This is a genomic window from Rugosimonospora acidiphila (assembly GCF_039543385.1).
Taxonomy (GTDB): Bacteria; Actinomycetota; Actinomycetes; order Mycobacteriales; family Micromonosporaceae; genus Rugosimonospora; species Rugosimonospora acidiphila.
In genome coordinates, this window is sequence record NZ_BAABJQ010000037.1 from 18,350 (window position 1) to 33,621 (window position 15,272).

Genomic DNA, 15,272 nt, shown 5'->3' on the forward strand with positions numbered 1-15,272 from the left:
AGCGATAGTAATCGATGTGTTTCGCCCGGCCTAGTGCCAAACTCGGTGGCGCGAGGGACCCGAAACCACTGGCGCACCTGCGCAAACAACCAGACCTGTCCGGCCGGACGGTGGTCCCGCGCGCGAGCCGTCCGTTCCGGGCACTGCCGGCCGGTCCGCCGGAATGGCGGCTTTAGCGCCCGAAATCTCGGACGAATCGCACCCGCGCAGGCCGGGCGGGCGTGAGAAAGATGTCAGGATCTGGGGGAGCGGCATGGTTTTTTCGTCAGCGAACTCGGCGCCCGTCGCGCCACGAGGCAGAATCGGTAGCTGTGACACTGATGTCTGAGTCCCGGTTCGGCTTTGTGGGTCAGGCATTGCCCGACGAACGGTTGTCCCGGTCCCAGGAAGCGGATCGGGTGAGCGTGCCGTGCCCCGTATGCGGCAGGCCCTGCACTGGACGGTCCTGTCCGGGCTGCGACCACGATCTGCTCTCCGGCAAACCCACCGCACCGCACCCCCGCGCCGGTCTCACCGGTCTGGGCTGGGTGGCGGTGGCGCAGTCCGACCCGGACTACTACGAGACCGTTACCGCCACGGGCGACCTGGAGGCACCCAGGGTGCCGTTCCCTCGCGACTGGACGCCGCGCTACTTCGCCCTCGACGGCGACCGGGCCTGGATTGGCCGGCGCGGCAAGAGCCGTAGCCACCGGCCCGAGATCGACCTGGGCGGGTCGCCGTCGGATCCTGGAGTCTCCCGGCTGCATGCCCTGCTGCTGGCCCTTCCCGCCGGCGGCTGGGCGCTGATGGACCCGGGTTCGGCGACGGGCACCACGGTGAACGACGCGCCCACCCCGATTCCGGTCGACGCGCTGGTGCCGGTCGGTGCGGGTGACCGCATCCACCTGGGCGCGTGGACCACCATCGCGTTGCAGTGGGTAGGCCCGTAACGGTGAACCGCCGGCGGCAGCCCGGTAGCGCACGGCCCGCACCGGGCCAACCCTCGGCCGGCCAACTCTCGGCCGGCCAACTCTCAGCCCTGCCGCTACGCCTTGACCGTGCCGCTACGCCTCGGCCGTGCCGCGCCTTGGCGCGGTGCCGCCGCTCAGCCGTGCCGCAGGCCCAGCCGGTCGGGGCCGTCCAACCGGTACCCGACGCCACGGATGGTGGTGATGGCCGGGCCGCGTCCGGCGAGCTTCTGGCGTAGCCGGCGGACGTGAACGTCGATCGTGCGCTCCCCGCAACCGGTGTCGCACAGCCACACCCGTTCCAGCAACTGCGTCCGGGAGAAGACCTGATGCGGATGGCGGGCAAGGAACACCAGCAGGTCGAACTCGCGTCGGGTGAGCGCGATGGCGAGCCCGTCCAGCGACGCGGTGCGCCGGTCGGGGCTCAGGATCAGTTCGGGTGGCGTGGATCCGGGATCGAGGCGGCGCCCGTCCACGCTGGTGAGCGTGCCGGCGACGCCCGTCCAGGCGCCGACCCCGCCGGTGCGGATGGGTGCGGTGCCGGCGTGAGCGCGCGATCGGCCCGTGCGGGTTTCGTAGCCAGCCTCCGCCGCGATCGACGACAGCCAGTCGGCCAGGGCGCGGGCCCGGTGCATGGCGGCCGGCCCGGCGTGGATCGCTATCGAGACCTCGACCAGTGGCTCGCTGTCTTCGAGGGTCCAACCACCGTCCACCGGACCGGCGCAGCCGTCGCCGGGTGCCGGCAACGCGGTCGGGAAGGACATCGTCGGACTCCCTACGAACAAGGTGCGTACAACAAAGGTGCGCGCGCACGCATACGCTGCATCCCCGTCCAGTGAATAGGGATTCTGGCGCGAACGGCAAGGCGCGGGGCCGTCAAATCCCTGTGGTTTTAGCGGGCATCGCTTGCGGTCGCGGGTAAGGCGGGTCACTGCCGTTGTAAATACGTCAAGACTGCGTGGGGAACTGGACGCTGCCGCCGGTACGGGTCTTTAATCGTGATCGTGACCAGGAGTGTTCAGCCGTCGTCCGCCACCGTGGAGCGGCAGGTCGTGCCGTGGGGCATGCCGGTGGTCGCGCATTCAGAGCATCGCGACCGGTCGCCCGGCCCGGCATAGCGCGCCTGACCAAGACTCCGGCCGACCCGACCCCCTCGCCGGCCGGATACCCGGCAGTGCCGGATCCCCGGCACTGCCGGGTCCAGGACTCATCCGGGTCCGTCGCCGCCGCGGTCGCGCCGGACCGACCCGTTCGCCTCGCATCAATCCCCGGGCCCGGACGGCACGGCATCACTCCCCTTGGAAGAAACCATGTCTGAATTTGTCCCACCCACCATCCTCGTCACGGGCGCCACGAGCGGCATCGGGTACGCGACCGCCCGGAACCTGCTGGACGCCGGCGCGATGGTCATCCTGCACGGCCCGGACTCCGGCAGCGTCGCGCAGGCCGCCGCGCGGCTGGTGGCAGACGGCGCCGATCCCGCACAGATCTACCCCATCGCCGCGGACTTCAGCCGGCTCGCCGACGTCGCGGCCCTGGCGCGTGAGGTGTCCGCCAAGTTTGACTACCTCGACGTGCTGGTCAACAACGCGGGCCTGGTGGGGCCGAAGCGTCGGATCGTGACCGTCGACGGCAACGAGCTGACCTTCCAGGTCAACTACCTCGCGCCGTGCCTGCTGACGCGACTGCTGACCCCGCGGCTGGCCGCCGCGCAGGGCCGGATGGTGGCGGTCTCCTCGGGCCTGCACCGCACCGGGAACATCAACTGGTCGGACCCGCAGCGCATCCGGTTCTACGTGCCGATGGCCGCTTACACGCAGTCGAAGCTCACGCTCACCATGTTCGCCCGCGCGTATGCCTGGAACCAGGACGATGTGACCGCGTTGAGCGTGCACCCCGGCATCGTGAAGACCGACCTGCTGCCCATCTACAGCCGGGTCGGCGGCCCGATCGACGAGGCCGCCGCCGTCCTGGCGCGGCTGAGCTGGCCGGATGTCGAGGTTGTCAACGGCGCGTACTACGAGGGGCTGCTCCCGGCGAGCCCGGCGCCCCTGGTGGAGACCGACAGCGCGGTGGAGCAGCTGTGGAAGCTGACCCACCAGCTGCTGGGTCAGCACCGCACGGTGGCCCAGCGGGCGGCCTGATCCCGCCCTGGCCGAGCCGCCCGGCGCGCTTGACGCCGGCGGCTCGACCGGACTGTTCGGCTGGGCCCCGCTACCGCAGCGGGCCGTCTCCCTGGCCGTCGGGGTCGTCCACCAGATGGATGGCGGCCTCCTCGGCGCTGGCACCGCCGCCGGAGATCCCGGCGTCGTAGCCCACCGCGTCGGGCTCGTCGTCCAGGCCGAACCCCTCGTCGGGTGCGACCAGACGCCCGGCCCGCGGCTCCTCTTCGTCGCCCCGGCGGATCAGCTCGTCCTCGTCCTCGTCGTTGTAGCCGCCGAGGTCGGTGTCCGGCTCCTCCTCGGCCAGCAACTGGTCCAGCGACTCGCCGGCCCGCTGCTCGGCCAGCGTGGTGCCGAACCGGTTGGCGCCCGACCACCGGTCGGCGGGCTCGATGCCGACGTCCAGCGGGTCGTCGGCCGCGTCGTCGTCGAGCGTGTCCGAGGCGTCGAGCACCCCGTCGTCCTCGATGTCGTCCCAGTCGTCATCAACCACGTCGGGCTCGCTCATCCGTGCTCCCGTGCTCCCGTGCTCGGCTTCCCGTCAAAACAGTGCTCGGCCAGCGTATCCGGCGGCCGGGCCGCGCGGCGAGCCGCCGGAGGCGCCCTATCGTTCGATGCGATTCGCCCGACTCTGTTGGGGTATGGGCGGTTGGTCCGCACGGACCCGAAGATCTTCGACCAGCCGCGCGGTCACCGGCGCCTCGACGCCGTGGCGCCTCGCCGTGCGCAGCACGACGCCGCCGATCGCGTCCAGTTCGATCGGCCGGCCCGCCTCCGCGTCGCGCTGCATCGAGGACTTCATGCCCTCCGGTACGGCGTCGACCATGGCCAGGATGGCGACCGGATCGGCCTGCGCCCCGGCGGACCGGGCGACGGCGGCGACCTCGCCGATCACCGCCTCCAGGTCGGCCCGGCGCCGGGTGCGGACCACGCCGGCCGGTGCGCCATCGTGCGTGGTGAGCAGCGCCATCGGCGCCAGGAACGCGAGCTTGTCCCAGAGCAGGTTGGCCTCGTCGTCGCGAACCCTGGTATCCAGGCCGGCCCGGCTCAGCTGGGCGGCCAGTGCCTCGACGCGCTCGCGCGGCGCCGTCTCGCTGCCGACGTCGATCCGGCAGAACGGACTGGTGTGCTCGATGCGCCCGGGCCCGACCCGGGTCGACTCCACCCGGATCGCACCGGCGACGACCTGGGCGGGGGGAAAGCGGTCACGCAGGCCGGCCAGGTGCTCGACACCGTTGAGCAGTGGCAGCACCAGGCCATCGGCCAGCGCGGAGAGCGGCACGCCGGCCAGGGCCTGTCGCAGGCTCGTCGCCTTGACCGTCAGCACGCACACGTCGACTCGTTCATCCAACCGCGTCACGGCCCTCACCGCCACGTGGAAGTCGCCGAACACCGCACTGCGCACGCTCAGCCCGTCCGAGTTGAGCCGTGCCGCGCTCTCCGGCCTGGCCACGAAGGTCACCGGGTGTCCGGCCCGGGCCAGAACCCCGCCGACGAGGCCACCGATCCCACCGGGCCCGACGATAGCGACGCCGTAGCGCTGTTCCATCTCCGCCTCCCGCCTCCGGGCCTCACAGTACCGGCGGCAGCCGCCGATCCGGTGAGGCGGACCCGGTACGGGCGGTGCGGGGCCTGGGTGCCCGTCAACGGCAAAGGATGCAATCACCGGGGAGAGGACTTCGGTTCCGATACGCTGATCTGGCTGGAGAGAGGGTGAGGCCGGGCCGGTGAGGTGATGCGCGAACAGGGCCGCCGAAGCGGAGGCCGCCGGCGACACGGCCGAGCCCCGACGCGGCTTCCCGGCTCCGCCGCCACCGGTTCCCCCGCGCTCCCGGAGGCCGCCGCCCGCACCAACGCCGCCGCCAACACGAACGCTGGCGGCAACACCAACACCAACACCAACGCCGCCGCCAACACCAACGCCGCCGGCAATGCCATTGCCGACGGCAGTGCCAATGGCAACGCCACCGGAAGCGGCAACGCCACCGGCAGTGCCAATGCCAGCGGCAGTGCCAATGCCAGCGGCGACGGCGCGGCCCGGTGCGGGGCGGTCGGCCGATGACCGACCAGGCTCCCAGCATCATCCGGAAACGCGGTGAGGCCGCGCGGGCGAGCCTCCAGGAACTGTTCTTCGATCTGGCGATCGTCGCCGCGCTCGCCCAGATGTCCAGGCATCTGGCCAGCAACGTCACCGTGACCGGCGTGATCGGAACGGTGCTGCCGTTGCTGGCCGTCTGGTGGATCTGGTGCGTCACCGCGATGATGACCGACGTTTTCGATCCGGATCGGATACCGGTGCAGGCGGCGCTGGTCCTCAGCATGGTCGGCACCGTGCTGATGGCCGCCATCATGCCCGGGGCGGTGGGCCCGCAGGCGCTCATCTTCGCCAGCGTCTACGTTACTATCCACAATGGACGTCAGGTGATCCTGCTCGGCGCCCTGCGCGGAGGGGCCGCGAGGCAGCGGGCCGGCCGGTACCTGTTCTGGTTCGCCGGGGCGGCTCCGGCATGGATCATCGGCGGCCTGGTACACGGCACGGCCCGATACGTCCTGTGGGGGCTGGGGCTGTTCATCGACTATCTCGGGTATGCGATCCGGCACCCCGTGCCTCGGTACGGCCGGTTGCCGAAGAACACCTACGAACGCAGGGGCATCCACCTCAGCGAGCGGTTCCAACAGATCATGATCGTCGGGCTCGGTGACCTGGTGCTGGTACCCACCCTGGAGGTCAGTCGCGACCAGTTCAGCGCCCCGCGCGTCATCGCCTTCCTGGTGACCTTCGTCCAGACGGCGATCCTGTGGCAGATCTACGTCTCCCGGGCCGGCGCGGTCATCCCGATGCTGAACGAGCACAGGCCCGCGCGGCTGGTGCGGTGGGCGCTCTACACGCACCTGCTGATGATCGCCGGGATCGTCACCATGGCCGCCGCCGCCGAGATGATCATCAGGGCGCCCGCCGGTCCCGCACCCGGTCCGTCGGTCATGGTGTTCTTCGCCGGTCCGTTGCTGTTTCTGATCGGCCGGGCGGCCTTCGAGTTCGAGGTGTTCAAGCGCGTCTCGTGGTCCCGGGTCGCCTTCATGCTCGTGCTGGTCGCCCTGGCGCCGGTGATGGTGGGTGGGTCCCCGGTGCTGGTCCAGGCCACGGCCACGGCGGTGCTGCTGTGCGTCGCGATCAGTGACGCGGTACGCACCCACCTGGTCAATCGCGGAACGACCAGGGCCCTGTCCCGCGATCCGTGAGCACCGACTCCCGTCGGCGTGGGTGCCCGGCGGGCGGGCGTGATCCAAGCGGGTACCGTCCGCCGATCCGATGAACCGCCGTGCCGCCACCCTGCGTTACCCATCGTGAGGCCTCGTCGGGTTCGCAGGGAGGGGCACGCGGATGAAGCAGCGCCGGGCACGGGATCGGCGGCGTCCCCGTTCGCGCCGGGATCTGTCGTCGGGTCCGCCGCGCCGAAGCTTCCGCCGCCGCTGACGAGCCTGGCGGGTGACGAGCCCGCGAGGCTGATGGGGCCACCCTCGGTCGTCCCGGCGCCGGCCCGGTCGCGGCGGGCCCGCGGTGTCGGCGCGACGCGCCGGGCGGTACGGGGAAATTGGCGGGCACCAATCGCGTGGGATTGGCGTACGATCCATCCCGGGTAATTCGGCCGCGTTCTGTCCGCCAACACCAGGCCAAGGGGCATTCACGATGACCGTGACGTCGCCAGCGGAACAGCAGCTTCCACCACGACCGATTGAGCCACGACCGGTCGTTACTCGGCCGTGGCCGGTGCGTCAGGCGCCGAAGGGTTCCTGGTTCACGCGCACCATCCGGACCACCGACGCCAAGCAGATCGGGTTGATGTATCTGGTCACGGCGTTCGGTTTCTTCCTGGTCGGTGGGGCCCTGGCGTTGATCATGCGGGCGGAGCTGGCGCGGCCGGGGATGCAGTTCTTGTCGTTGGAGCAGTACAACCAGTTGTTCACCGAGCATGGCACGATCATGTTGCTGCTGTTCGCGACGCCGGTATTGTTCGCGTTCGCGAATTACATAGTGCCGCTGCAGATCGGTGCGCCGGACGTGTCGTTCCCTCGGCTCAACGCGTTCGCTTACTGGTTGTACCTGTTCGGTGGGTTGTTGGTCGTGGGTGGGTTTCTGGCGCCGGGTGGGGCGGCGGATTTCGGGTGGACGGCGTATCAGCCGTTGGCGGGTGACAGTGGCAGTCCGGGGCCCGGGCCGAACATGTGGTTCGTGGGATTGGTGATTTCGGGGTTGGGCACGATCCTGGGTGCGGTCAACATGACGACCACGATTATCACGCTGCGGGCACCGGGGATGACGATGTTCCGGATGCCGGTCTTCACGTGGAACATTCTGATTACCGCCGTGCTGATTCTGATGGTGTTCCCGATCCTGGCGGCGGCGCTGTTGGTCGCGATGGCGGATCGGGTGCTCGGCGCGCATGTGTATGACTCGGCGACCGGTGGGCCGTTGTTGTGGCAGCATCTGTTCTGGTTCTTCGGGCATCCCGAGGTTTATATCGTGGCGTTGCCGTTCTTCGGCATCATCACCGAGGTGATTCCGGTGTTCTCCCGTCGCCCGTTGTTCGGATACAAGGGCATGGTGGGTGCGACCCTGGGCATCGCGGGGTTGTCGATGGCGGTGTGGGCGCACCACATGTTCGCCACCGGGCAGGTGCTGTTGCCGTTCTTCTCGTTCCTGTCGTATCTGATCGCGATCCCGACCGGGATCAAGTTCTTCAACTGGATCGGGACGATGTGGAAGGGGCAGTTGACGTTCGAGTCGCCGATGCTGTTCGCGATCGGGTTCCTGCTGACGTTCCTGCTGGGTGGGCTGTCCGGGGTGTTGTTGGCCAGTCCGCCGATCGACTTCCATGTCACGGACACGTATTTCGTGGTGGCGCACTTCCATTACGTGCTGTTCGGGACGATCGTGTTCGCGGTGTTCGCGGGGGTGTACTTCTGGTTCCCGAAGATGACCGGGCGGATGTTGGATGAGCGGTTGGGTCAGGTGCACTTCTGGTTGACGTTCGTGGGGTTCCACACGACGTTCCTGGTGCAGCACTGGTTGGGGTCGGAGGGCATGCCGCGCCGGTACGGCGACTATCTGCCCAGCGATGGGTTCACCACGTTGAACATGATCTCCACGGTGGGGTCGTTCATCCTCGGCGCGTCGGTGCTGCCGTTCCTGTGGAACGTGTACAAGTCGTACAAGGCCGGCCGGATCGTGGAGGTGGACGATCCTTGGGGGTACGGCAACGGGTTGGAGTGGGCCACGACGTGCCCGCCGCCGCTGCGCAACTTCGATCAGATGCCGCGGATCCGGTCCGAGCGCCCCGCCTTCGACCTGAAGTTCCCGCCGGCGACCCTGGCCGCCCGGGTCGGTCTCGAGGCCGCACAGGCGCCGGGCGCGACACCGGCCGCGTCGCCGACGGCACCGCCGGCGCCGAGAACGCCGGGGCAGGATGCGACGCCGGCCGTGACCATGGAGACCGACTGAGCCCGAACCGACTGAGCCCGAACCGACCGAGCCCGAACCGCCGCGATCCTCAGGCGGGGAGGGCCATGGCGAGGCGGACCCGGGTGCCGCCCGCGTCGCTTTCGACGTCCACCTCGTCGCACAGCTGGCCGACCAGCCACAGCCCCCGACCGCGCTCCGCGTCCGGCTCCGGCCGGTCGGCGGTGGTGCCCGCCGGGATGCCGGGGCCGCCGTCCCGTACCTCGACCACCACGCGCGTGCCGGCGAGGCGGACGGTCACGCTGACCATGCCGTCGCCGTGCTCGATCGCGTTGCTGGCGACCTCGTTCACCGCCAGGGCCAACTCCGCCGCGCGACCGGGATCGAGCCCGGCCCGCGTCGTGACGTCGGCGATGTGTTGACGCAACCGCACAAGGTCGGTCGCGTTCAGCCTTCGCGGCTCCGCCGGAGCCGAGGCGTATTCGTTCACGCCCGCCGTCCCCACGCTGACCAGCCTCCTCGCCGTCCCGCCATGACCGCCCGTAGGCGTGACCGTACGCATCGCTATCCGGGGCGGCTCGGCCGGCCGGGGGCGCCTGTGGCCACGGATGAAAGAACAACCATGGCGATTCAATACCCGATGCCTCGGCCCGGTAATCCGCCCCGCCCGCGCGGCCCGTCCGGCCGGGCCGGATTGGTCGGGTGGATCAGGCCGAGCCGTCTCGGTCGGCGTGCGACATGCGCCGGGCCGGGAGCCCGGCCGCCCGTACCGGTGCGATCACCGTGATCATCTCGCACCGGTTCCCACCGTCGCCGGTGCCGCCTGAGCGGGCGGTCGTGGCTCAGGGCTCGCGGCGGGCGAACAGGATCGCCCCGAGCGCGCTCTCCGGCGAGGTGAGCGACAGCTGCGCCTCGACCGTGAACCCGGCCTCGTTCAGCCACTGCGCCATTCGGGCGGGCTGGCGGCGGTGCACGTAGACGTTCATCGGGTGGCCTCCGTAGCCCTGCGTCTTGAGCCGCGACTCGTCGCCCACGTGGAAGCTGACCAGCAGCGGGCCGGCGGGGCGCAGCACCCGCCGGAAGTGCGCGAGGACCGTGCCGAGCCCGTCGTCCGGAACGTGGATCAGCGAGTACCAGGCGACCAGGCCGGCGACGTGGCCGTCGGGCAGGTCGAGGTCCGTCATGGAGCCGACCTCGAACCGCAGGCCGGGGTGGTCGCGCCGGGCCACCTCGATCATCCCCGGCGAGAGGTCGATCCCGAACGCGTCGACACCGAGCCCGCTCAGGTGGGCGGTGATCCGGCCCGTCCCGCAGCCCACGTCCGCCACCGGCCCCCCGCCCGCGGTGTCGACCAGCTCGGCGAACAGCGCCAGCGCCGCCCTTTCGTAGGGTGCCCCGGCCAGCAGGTCGCGCAGCTGGTCGGCGTAGCTTTCCGCGACCGTGTCGTAGGAGGAACGCGTGTCACGCAACCAGCCCTCGGCGTCCATGTGGGGAGACCCTACGTCACCGGGTCGGCCATGGGTCGGATCACTAACCTCATAGTTGCGAACGTTATCACTTTCGATAATGCAGTGCTACGGTTGCCCCATGACCTCGGCCGACCTGCTCCTGCACCCGGTCCGGCTGCGCATCGTGCGGGCGTTCCTCGGCGACCGGGCGCTGACCACCAGCGCGCTGGCCGCCGAACTCGCCGACGTCCCCGCCGCCAGCCTGTACCGGCACGTCGCCCGGCTGGTCGACGCCGGGGTGCTGCACGTCGTCGCCGAGCGGCGGGTACGCGGCGCCCTGGAGCGCACGTACGTCCTGCGGCAGGCCGCCGCCGCGATCGCCCCGGACGAGCTGACCACCATGAGCCCGGACGAGCACCGCCGCGCCTTCATGGTGTTCGTGGCCGGGCTGCTCGGCGACCTCGACCGGTACCTCGCCCGGGGAGCGGTCGACCCGATCCGGGACGGGGCCAGTTATCGCATGGCCGGGCTGTGGCTCGACGACGCCGAGTTCGCCGAGCTGCTGCGCGAGCTCACCCGGGTGCTGCAGCCGGCGCTGGCCAAGCCGCCGGCGCCGGGCCGCAAGCGACGCCTCCTCGCCACGGTGCTGCTGCCGAGCGACGAGGCGCCCACCACCGGCGTCCGGAAGTCGAAGCGAAGGAGTTCATGATGCCCACCGATCCCGTACTCGCCGCGCTCACCGCCCTCGACCTGGCGCGGGCCGGGCGCTTCGAGCAGATCCGCGACCTGTTCGCGCCGTCGCTGCGCGCGATGGTGACCGCCGAATCGATCCAGGCCGCCTGGGCGGCGCAGCTCGACCGGCACGGCCCGGTCTCCTCGGTCGGCACGCCGGTCAGCGATCCGGCCGGACCGCAGGGCGTCCTGGTGAAGGTCCCGCTCGCGTTCGCCCGCGAGCGGTTGACCCTCCTCGTGTCCGTCGTCGAGGGCGGCTGGCTGACCGGCATCCAGTTCGCGCCGGCTGGTGCGGCCAGCCCGGTCGAGCCGTGGCAGCCGCCGGAGTACGCCGATCCGGAGGCGTTCGAGGAGCAGGAGGTGACGATCGGCACCGGCCCGCTCGCCGTACCGGGCACGCTGAGCCTGCCCCGCCGACCCGGACCGCGACCCGCCATCGTGCTGCTGCCCGGGTCGGGACCGCTCGACCGGGACGAGACGATCGGGCGCAACAAGCCGCTCAAGGACCTCGCGTGGGGCCTGGCCAGCCGGGGGATCGCGGTGCTGCGCTTCGACAAGGTCACTCACGTGCACGGCGCGCGGCTGGCGGGTGTCGCCGACTTCACCATGGTCGACGAGTACGTGCCGCACGCCGTGGCGGCCGTCACGCTGCTGCGCGGGCACCCCGCGGTCGGCGAGGCGCCGGTCTTCGTGCTCGGCCACAGCCTGGGCGGCACGGTCGCGCCGCGGGTGGCGGCGGCCGAGCCGTCGGTGGCCGGGCTGGTGCTGCTGGCCGGGGGAGCGCAGCCGATGCACTGGGCCGCCGTGCGGCAACTGCGCTACCTCGCCACCCTCGAACCGGGTGCCTCCGCCGCGTCGCAGCCCGCGATCGACGCGATGACCCGGCAGGCGACGACGGTCGAACGCCCCGACCTCGACCCGGCCACGCCGGCCAGCGAACTGCCGTTCGGCGTGCCCGCGCCGTACTGGCTGGACGTGCGCGGGTACGACCCGGTCGCGGCGGCCGCGGCACTCGACAAGCCGATCCTCATCCTTCAGGGCGGCCGCGATTACCAGACGACGGTCGCCGACGACCTCGCCCGCTGGCGCGCCGGCCTGATGGGCCACGAGAACGTGACGATCCGCGTCTACGACGCCGACAACCACCTGTTCTTTCCGGGCGAGGGCCCGTCCTCCCCGACCGAGTACGAGCCGGCGCAGCATCTGGACCCGGCCGTCGTGGCCGACCTCGCGACCTGGTTGACGCGTCCGGTCGAGGCGGGCCGGGTGGCCGACCGGAAGGGCTAAATGGTCCTACGGTATGCTCGATCCGTTATGGGATGCGGGCACGGTGAATCGGACGACTCGCCGGCAACGCGCCGGTGACCGTCAGCCAGGTCCGCCCGGACCTCGAAGACCGGGTGACGGAGACCACTTATCCGCACCGTTGGCTGGTCCTCATCTTCTGCCTGTTCGCGTCGTTCATGACGACGCTGGACAGCACCATCGTCGTCGTCGCGCTGCCGTCCATCGGCCGGGGAATCGGCGCCAGCACCTCATCGCTGCAGTGGGTGGTCTCCGGGTACGCGCTGGCGTTCGGCGTCATACCCATCCTCGGCGGCCGGCTGGGTGACGACCTCGGCCGGCGGCGGATGCTGCTCATCGGCATCGCGTCGTTCGTGGCGACCAGCGCCATGGTGGGGTTGTCGCCGAGTCCGGGCTGGCTGGACCTCGCCCGGGTGGTGCAGGGTCTGGCCGCCGGCATCATCAACCCACAGATCTCCGGGCTCGTGCAGCGGCTGTTCGCACCGGCGGAGCGCGGCGCCGCGTTCAGCGCGGCTGGCGTGTCCAACTCCATCGCGACGGCCTGCGGCCCCGCGCTTGCCGGTGTGGTCATCCTGCTCGCGGGGCCCGGCGTGGGCTGGCGCCTGCTGTTCTACATCAACGTGCCGATCGGGGTGCTGGCGTTCACGGTGTGCCGCCGGCTCCTGCCGCCCGACGGGCCGCCGGCACGGCGACCGCTGGACATCGTCGGGGTCCTCCTGCTTGCCGGAGCCCTGTTCTGCACCCTGTTCCCGGCGGTGCAGTACGACAACGACCACGACCCGCTGCTGCTGGCCCTGCTGATTCCGGCGGCGGTGCTGGGCGTGTCGTTCGCGCGGTGGGAACGGCGCATGGCCAACTCCGCCCGTCGCCCACTGATCGACCTGCAACTGTTCCGGGTGCGCTCATTCGTCTCCGGGCTGGGCGTGGCGCTGTTCTTCTTCGGCGCCTTCGGCGCGGCGCCCTTGGTCCTCGCGCTGTACCTGCAGGACGGACTGGGGTTCACCGCAGGCCGCTCCGGTCTGGTCGCGGCCGGGTACGCCGCCGGCTCCGTGCTGTCCGCGCCGCTGGCCGGGCGGCTGGTCCAGCGTCACGGCCGCCGGCTGAGCGTGTTCGGCCTGTGCCTGTTCGGGCTGGGCATGCTGCTGTTGGCCACCACGGTCGCGGTGGCCACGCGCGCCACCGCCCCACACACCATCGGGCTGCTGCTGATCGGTCCGCTGGTGCTCGCCGGCCTCGGCGGCGGCTGCGTGTCCAACCCCAACCAGGCCATGACGCTGGCCGAGGTCAACGTCGGCCGCGGCTCGACCGCCGGCGGCATGTTGCAGACCTCGCAGCGGCTGGGCTCCGCGCTGGGAGTGGCCGGGGTCAGCACGGTGTTCTACGCGCTCACCTCGCACGCGCCGGCCGCCGGGGCGGCGCACCGGGTGGTGTTCGGCCACGCGTACGCGAGCAGCATCGGCATCGCCGTGGTGTTCGCGCTCGGCGCGATGGTGTTCGCCCTGTCCGACCAGAGCCGTCGCGCGGGCGTGAGCTGATCGATCAGGCGGGCCGCTCCGGAGGCGTCCACAGCCGCGGCCCGGGCCGCCCGCGCAGCACGCGTGCCATCACCTTCGGCCGCGTCAGCACGGTCGGCGGCGCGACCAGATGCATCACGTCGGTGAGCACCTCGCAGACGTACGGGTCACGGTTCGCGACGTCGGAGGCCCGGCTCAGATACTGGTGCGACAACCGGTCGCGCAGTCCGGGCCGGGTACTGGTAGTGGCGGTCGGCAGCCGCGAGTCGGCACCGGTCGCGATCAGCCAGGCGACCGAGGCGCACCGGGCCGCCACCACCTGTGCGGTGTGGTCCAGCGGCGGCGCGCCGGCCGGGCGGGCGCGCAGGTGCTCGTCCAGTGCCACCGCGGTCTGCGCGGCCACACTCATGCCCTGCCCGTACACGGGATTGAAGCAGCACGCGGCGTCCCCGACGACGAGGAACCCGAGCGGCCACGACCGCATCGTCTCGAAGTGCCGCCGGTGATTGCTGGTGCGCAGGTACCCGTGGATCGCCGAATCCGGCCGGCCCTGACTGATCACGTCGTAGATGATCGTGCTGCGCAGTCCCCGGGTGTAGTCGAGGAACTCCTCCGCGTCGGTCGGCGGCCGGTCCTCGCCCAACCCGCCCAGGGTGAGCATCCACCGGTCGTTCTCGATCGGGTACAGCACCGCGCCCCGGCCCGAGCGCGGCGGGTCCGGCATGATCAGAATGTTCTTCCAGTCCCCGACGGCGGAGTCGGGCAGCACGTAGCGGCGGCTGGCGTACCCCAACCGGGAGTCGATGCGCGTCTCCTCCGGTGCCGGGTACCCGAGAGTCGTCAGCCACTCCCCGGCGCGGGAGCCGCGTCCACTCGCGTCCACCACGAGGTCCGCGACCAGTTCGGTCTCGGCGCCGGCGGCGTCGCCGCGCGGCCGGAGCCGGACCCCGCCGACCGCCGGCCCACCGCCTCCTGAGCCACTGCCTCCTGAGCCACTGCCTCCTGAGTCGTCGTTCGGGGTGGAGTCGTCGATCCGGGCGGCATCGGCGGCGCGGGGCGCGGCCGGGAGTAGCCCGACGACCTCGTGTGCCGGCAGGAACCGGATCCGCTCGTCCGTGCTCAGGCGCTGGTACACCGTCCAGTCGATCAGCTCGCGGCTGGCGCCGATCAGCCGGTGCGTGGCCGGGAACCGTTGCCGCCACCCGGTAGCGGTCAGGTACAGCACGTCGGTCGGCACCTCGACCGGGACCGCGCCGGCCTTGTGCAACTCATCGAGGATGCCGGGGAACAGCCGATCGAGCGCGCGCTGCCCGGCGGTGACGAGCACATGCAGATGATGGGCCTGCGGCACCCCGCCGCGCACCTCGGGACCGTCCGGGAACCGGTCGCGGTCGACCACGGTGACCCGCTCGACATGGTCGGCCAGGGCGCGCGCGACGCACATCCCGGCGAGGCTCCCACCGACCACGACGGCGTGACGAGGCTGGACAGCGGGCATCGGCATCTGCTCCCGTCGAATCGACCCCGGTGCCCACCTTACCGGGCCGGGCCGCTACCCGGCGGGACCGGCCGGGCGCGTTTGCGACAGCTCTCGTGTCCGGCGGCGGCCGGCCGAAACAGCCGGCCGGCCGGCCGTGGCAGTTCCCGATCCGTGGCAGTTCCCGATCCGTGGCAGTTCCCGATCCGCCGCCGTTTCCGGCGGCGGC

At 71.2% G+C, this 15,272-nt stretch carries 14 protein-coding genes; 8 read left to right on the forward strand and 6 right to left on the reverse strand.

Features of this window, described 5'->3' with window-relative positions:
* Positions 1-533 precede the first annotated feature (533 nt).
* A complete protein-coding gene (locus ABEA87_RS37280) occupies positions 534-929 on the forward strand; it encodes an FHA domain-containing protein (RefSeq protein WP_345637941.1) in 396 nt (131 codons plus the stop codon).
* 155 nt (positions 930-1,084) lie between these two features.
* On the opposite strand, the gene ABEA87_RS37285 is transcribed toward ABEA87_RS37280, so the two are convergent.
* Positions 1,085-1,711, reverse strand: coding sequence for a winged helix-turn-helix domain-containing protein (locus ABEA87_RS37285; RefSeq protein WP_345637942.1), 627 nt, complete (start codon positions 1,709-1,711; stop codon positions 1,085-1,087).
* Between the two features lie 546 nt (positions 1,712-2,257).
* Here ABEA87_RS37285 and ABEA87_RS37290 point away from each other — a divergent pair.
* Entirely contained in the window at positions 2,258-3,091 is an 834-nt protein-coding gene (locus ABEA87_RS37290; RefSeq protein WP_345637943.1) for an SDR family NAD(P)-dependent oxidoreductase, read from the forward strand.
* A gap of 70 nt (positions 3,092-3,161) precedes the next feature.
* Here the strand turns inward: ABEA87_RS37290 and ABEA87_RS37295 are convergent, their stop codons facing one another.
* Entirely contained in the window at positions 3,162-3,617 is a 456-nt protein-coding gene (locus tag ABEA87_RS37295; RefSeq protein WP_345637945.1) for a DUF5709 domain-containing protein, read from the reverse strand.
* 96 nt (positions 3,618-3,713) lie between these two features.
* Entirely contained in the window at positions 3,714-4,658 is a 945-nt protein-coding gene (locus tag ABEA87_RS37300) for a ketopantoate reductase family protein (protein WP_345637946.1), read from the reverse strand.
* Between the two features lie 186 nt (positions 4,659-4,844).
* On the opposite strand from ABEA87_RS37300, the gene ABEA87_RS37305 reads away from it, so the two are divergent.
* The 3 genes from ABEA87_RS37305 to ctaD all read left to right on the forward strand — a co-directional run bounded on the left by ABEA87_RS37305 (position 4,845) and on the right by ctaD (position 8,609).
* Entirely contained in the window at positions 4,845-5,171 is a 327-nt protein-coding gene (locus ABEA87_RS37305) for a hypothetical protein (protein WP_345637947.1), read from the forward strand.
* Positions 5,168-6,349 (forward strand): low temperature requirement protein A, encoded by a 1,182-nt coding sequence (locus ABEA87_RS37310; protein ID WP_345637949.1) that lies wholly within the window; start codon positions 5,168-5,170, stop codon positions 6,347-6,349. The genes ABEA87_RS37305 and ABEA87_RS37310 overlap by 4 nt, the downstream gene beginning before the upstream one ends.
* A gap of 448 nt (positions 6,350-6,797) precedes the next feature.
* Positions 6,798-8,609 (forward strand): aa3-type cytochrome oxidase subunit I, encoded by a 1,812-nt coding sequence (ctaD, locus tag ABEA87_RS37315; protein ID WP_345637950.1) that lies wholly within the window; start codon positions 6,798-6,800, stop codon positions 8,607-8,609.
* Between the two features lie 49 nt (positions 8,610-8,658).
* Here ctaD and ABEA87_RS37320 read toward each other — a convergent pair whose 3' ends face one another.
* Entirely contained in the window at positions 8,659-9,129 is a 471-nt protein-coding gene (locus ABEA87_RS37320; RefSeq protein WP_345637951.1) for an ATP-binding protein, read from the reverse strand.
* 280 nt (positions 9,130-9,409) lie between these two features.
* A complete protein-coding gene (locus tag ABEA87_RS37325) occupies positions 9,410-10,054 on the reverse strand; it encodes a class I SAM-dependent DNA methyltransferase (protein WP_345637952.1) in 645 nt (214 codons plus the stop codon).
* Positions 10,055-10,154: 100 nt separating this feature from the next.
* On the opposite strand from ABEA87_RS37325, the gene ABEA87_RS37330 reads away from it, so the two are divergent.
* From ABEA87_RS37330 to ABEA87_RS37340, 3 genes are all read left to right on the forward strand, one after another.
* Entirely contained in the window at positions 10,155-10,724 is a 570-nt protein-coding gene (locus tag ABEA87_RS37330) for a helix-turn-helix domain-containing protein (protein WP_345637954.1), read from the forward strand.
* Positions 10,724-12,034: an alpha/beta hydrolase gene (locus ABEA87_RS37335; protein WP_345637955.1), complete on the forward strand. Its 1,311-nt coding sequence runs from the start codon at positions 10,724-10,726 to the stop codon at positions 12,032-12,034. The genes ABEA87_RS37330 and ABEA87_RS37335 overlap by 1 nt, the downstream gene beginning before the upstream one ends.
* Before the next feature lie 113 nt (positions 12,035-12,147).
* The gene (locus ABEA87_RS37340; protein ID WP_345637956.1) at positions 12,148-13,587 is read left to right on the forward strand and encodes an MFS transporter; all 1,440 of its coding nucleotides are present in this window, start codon (positions 12,148-12,150) and stop codon (positions 13,585-13,587) included.
* 4 nt (positions 13,588-13,591) lie between these two features.
* On the opposite strand, the gene ABEA87_RS37345 is transcribed toward ABEA87_RS37340, so the two are convergent.
* A complete protein-coding gene (locus tag ABEA87_RS37345; protein ID WP_345637957.1) occupies positions 13,592-15,064 on the reverse strand; it encodes an FAD-dependent oxidoreductase in 1,473 nt (490 codons plus the stop codon).
* Positions 15,065-15,272: the final 208 nt, after the last annotated feature.

Bases quoted from the DNA above. Each gene is read 5' to 3' on its own strand.
- ABEA87_RS37285 (WP_345637942.1), bottom strand. From the start codon at position 1,711: ATGTCCTTCCCGACCGCGTTGCCGGCACCCGGCGACGGCTGCGCCGGT.
- ABEA87_RS37290 (WP_345637943.1), top strand. From the start codon at position 2,258: ATGTCTGAATTTGTCCCACCCACCATCCTCGTCACGGGCGCCACGAGC.
- ABEA87_RS37295 (WP_345637945.1), bottom strand. From the start codon at position 3,617: ATGAGCGAGCCCGACGTGGTTGATGACGACTGGGACGACATCGAGGAC.
- ABEA87_RS37300 (WP_345637946.1), bottom strand. From the start codon at position 4,658: ATGGAACAGCGCTACGGCGTCGCTATCGTCGGGCCCGGTGGGATCGGT.
- ABEA87_RS37305 (WP_345637947.1), top strand. From the start codon at position 4,845: ATGCGCGAACAGGGCCGCCGAAGCGGAGGCCGCCGGCGACACGGCCGA.
- ABEA87_RS37310 (WP_345637949.1), top strand. From the start codon at position 5,168: ATGACCGACCAGGCTCCCAGCATCATCCGGAAACGCGGTGAGGCCGCG.
- ctaD (WP_345637950.1), top strand. From the start codon at position 6,798: ATGACCGTGACGTCGCCAGCGGAACAGCAGCTTCCACCACGACCGATT.
- ABEA87_RS37320 (WP_345637951.1), bottom strand. From the start codon at position 9,129: ATGCGTACGGTCACGCCTACGGGCGGTCATGGCGGGACGGCGAGGAGG.
- ABEA87_RS37325 (WP_345637952.1), bottom strand. From the start codon at position 10,054: ATGGACGCCGAGGGCTGGTTGCGTGACACGCGTTCCTCCTACGACACG.
- ABEA87_RS37330 (WP_345637954.1), top strand. From the start codon at position 10,155: ATGACCTCGGCCGACCTGCTCCTGCACCCGGTCCGGCTGCGCATCGTG.
- ABEA87_RS37335 (WP_345637955.1), top strand. From the start codon at position 10,724: ATGCCCACCGATCCCGTACTCGCCGCGCTCACCGCCCTCGACCTGGCG.
- ABEA87_RS37345 (WP_345637957.1), bottom strand. From the start codon at position 15,064: ATGCCCGCTGTCCAGCCTCGTCACGCCGTCGTGGTCGGTGGGAGCCTC.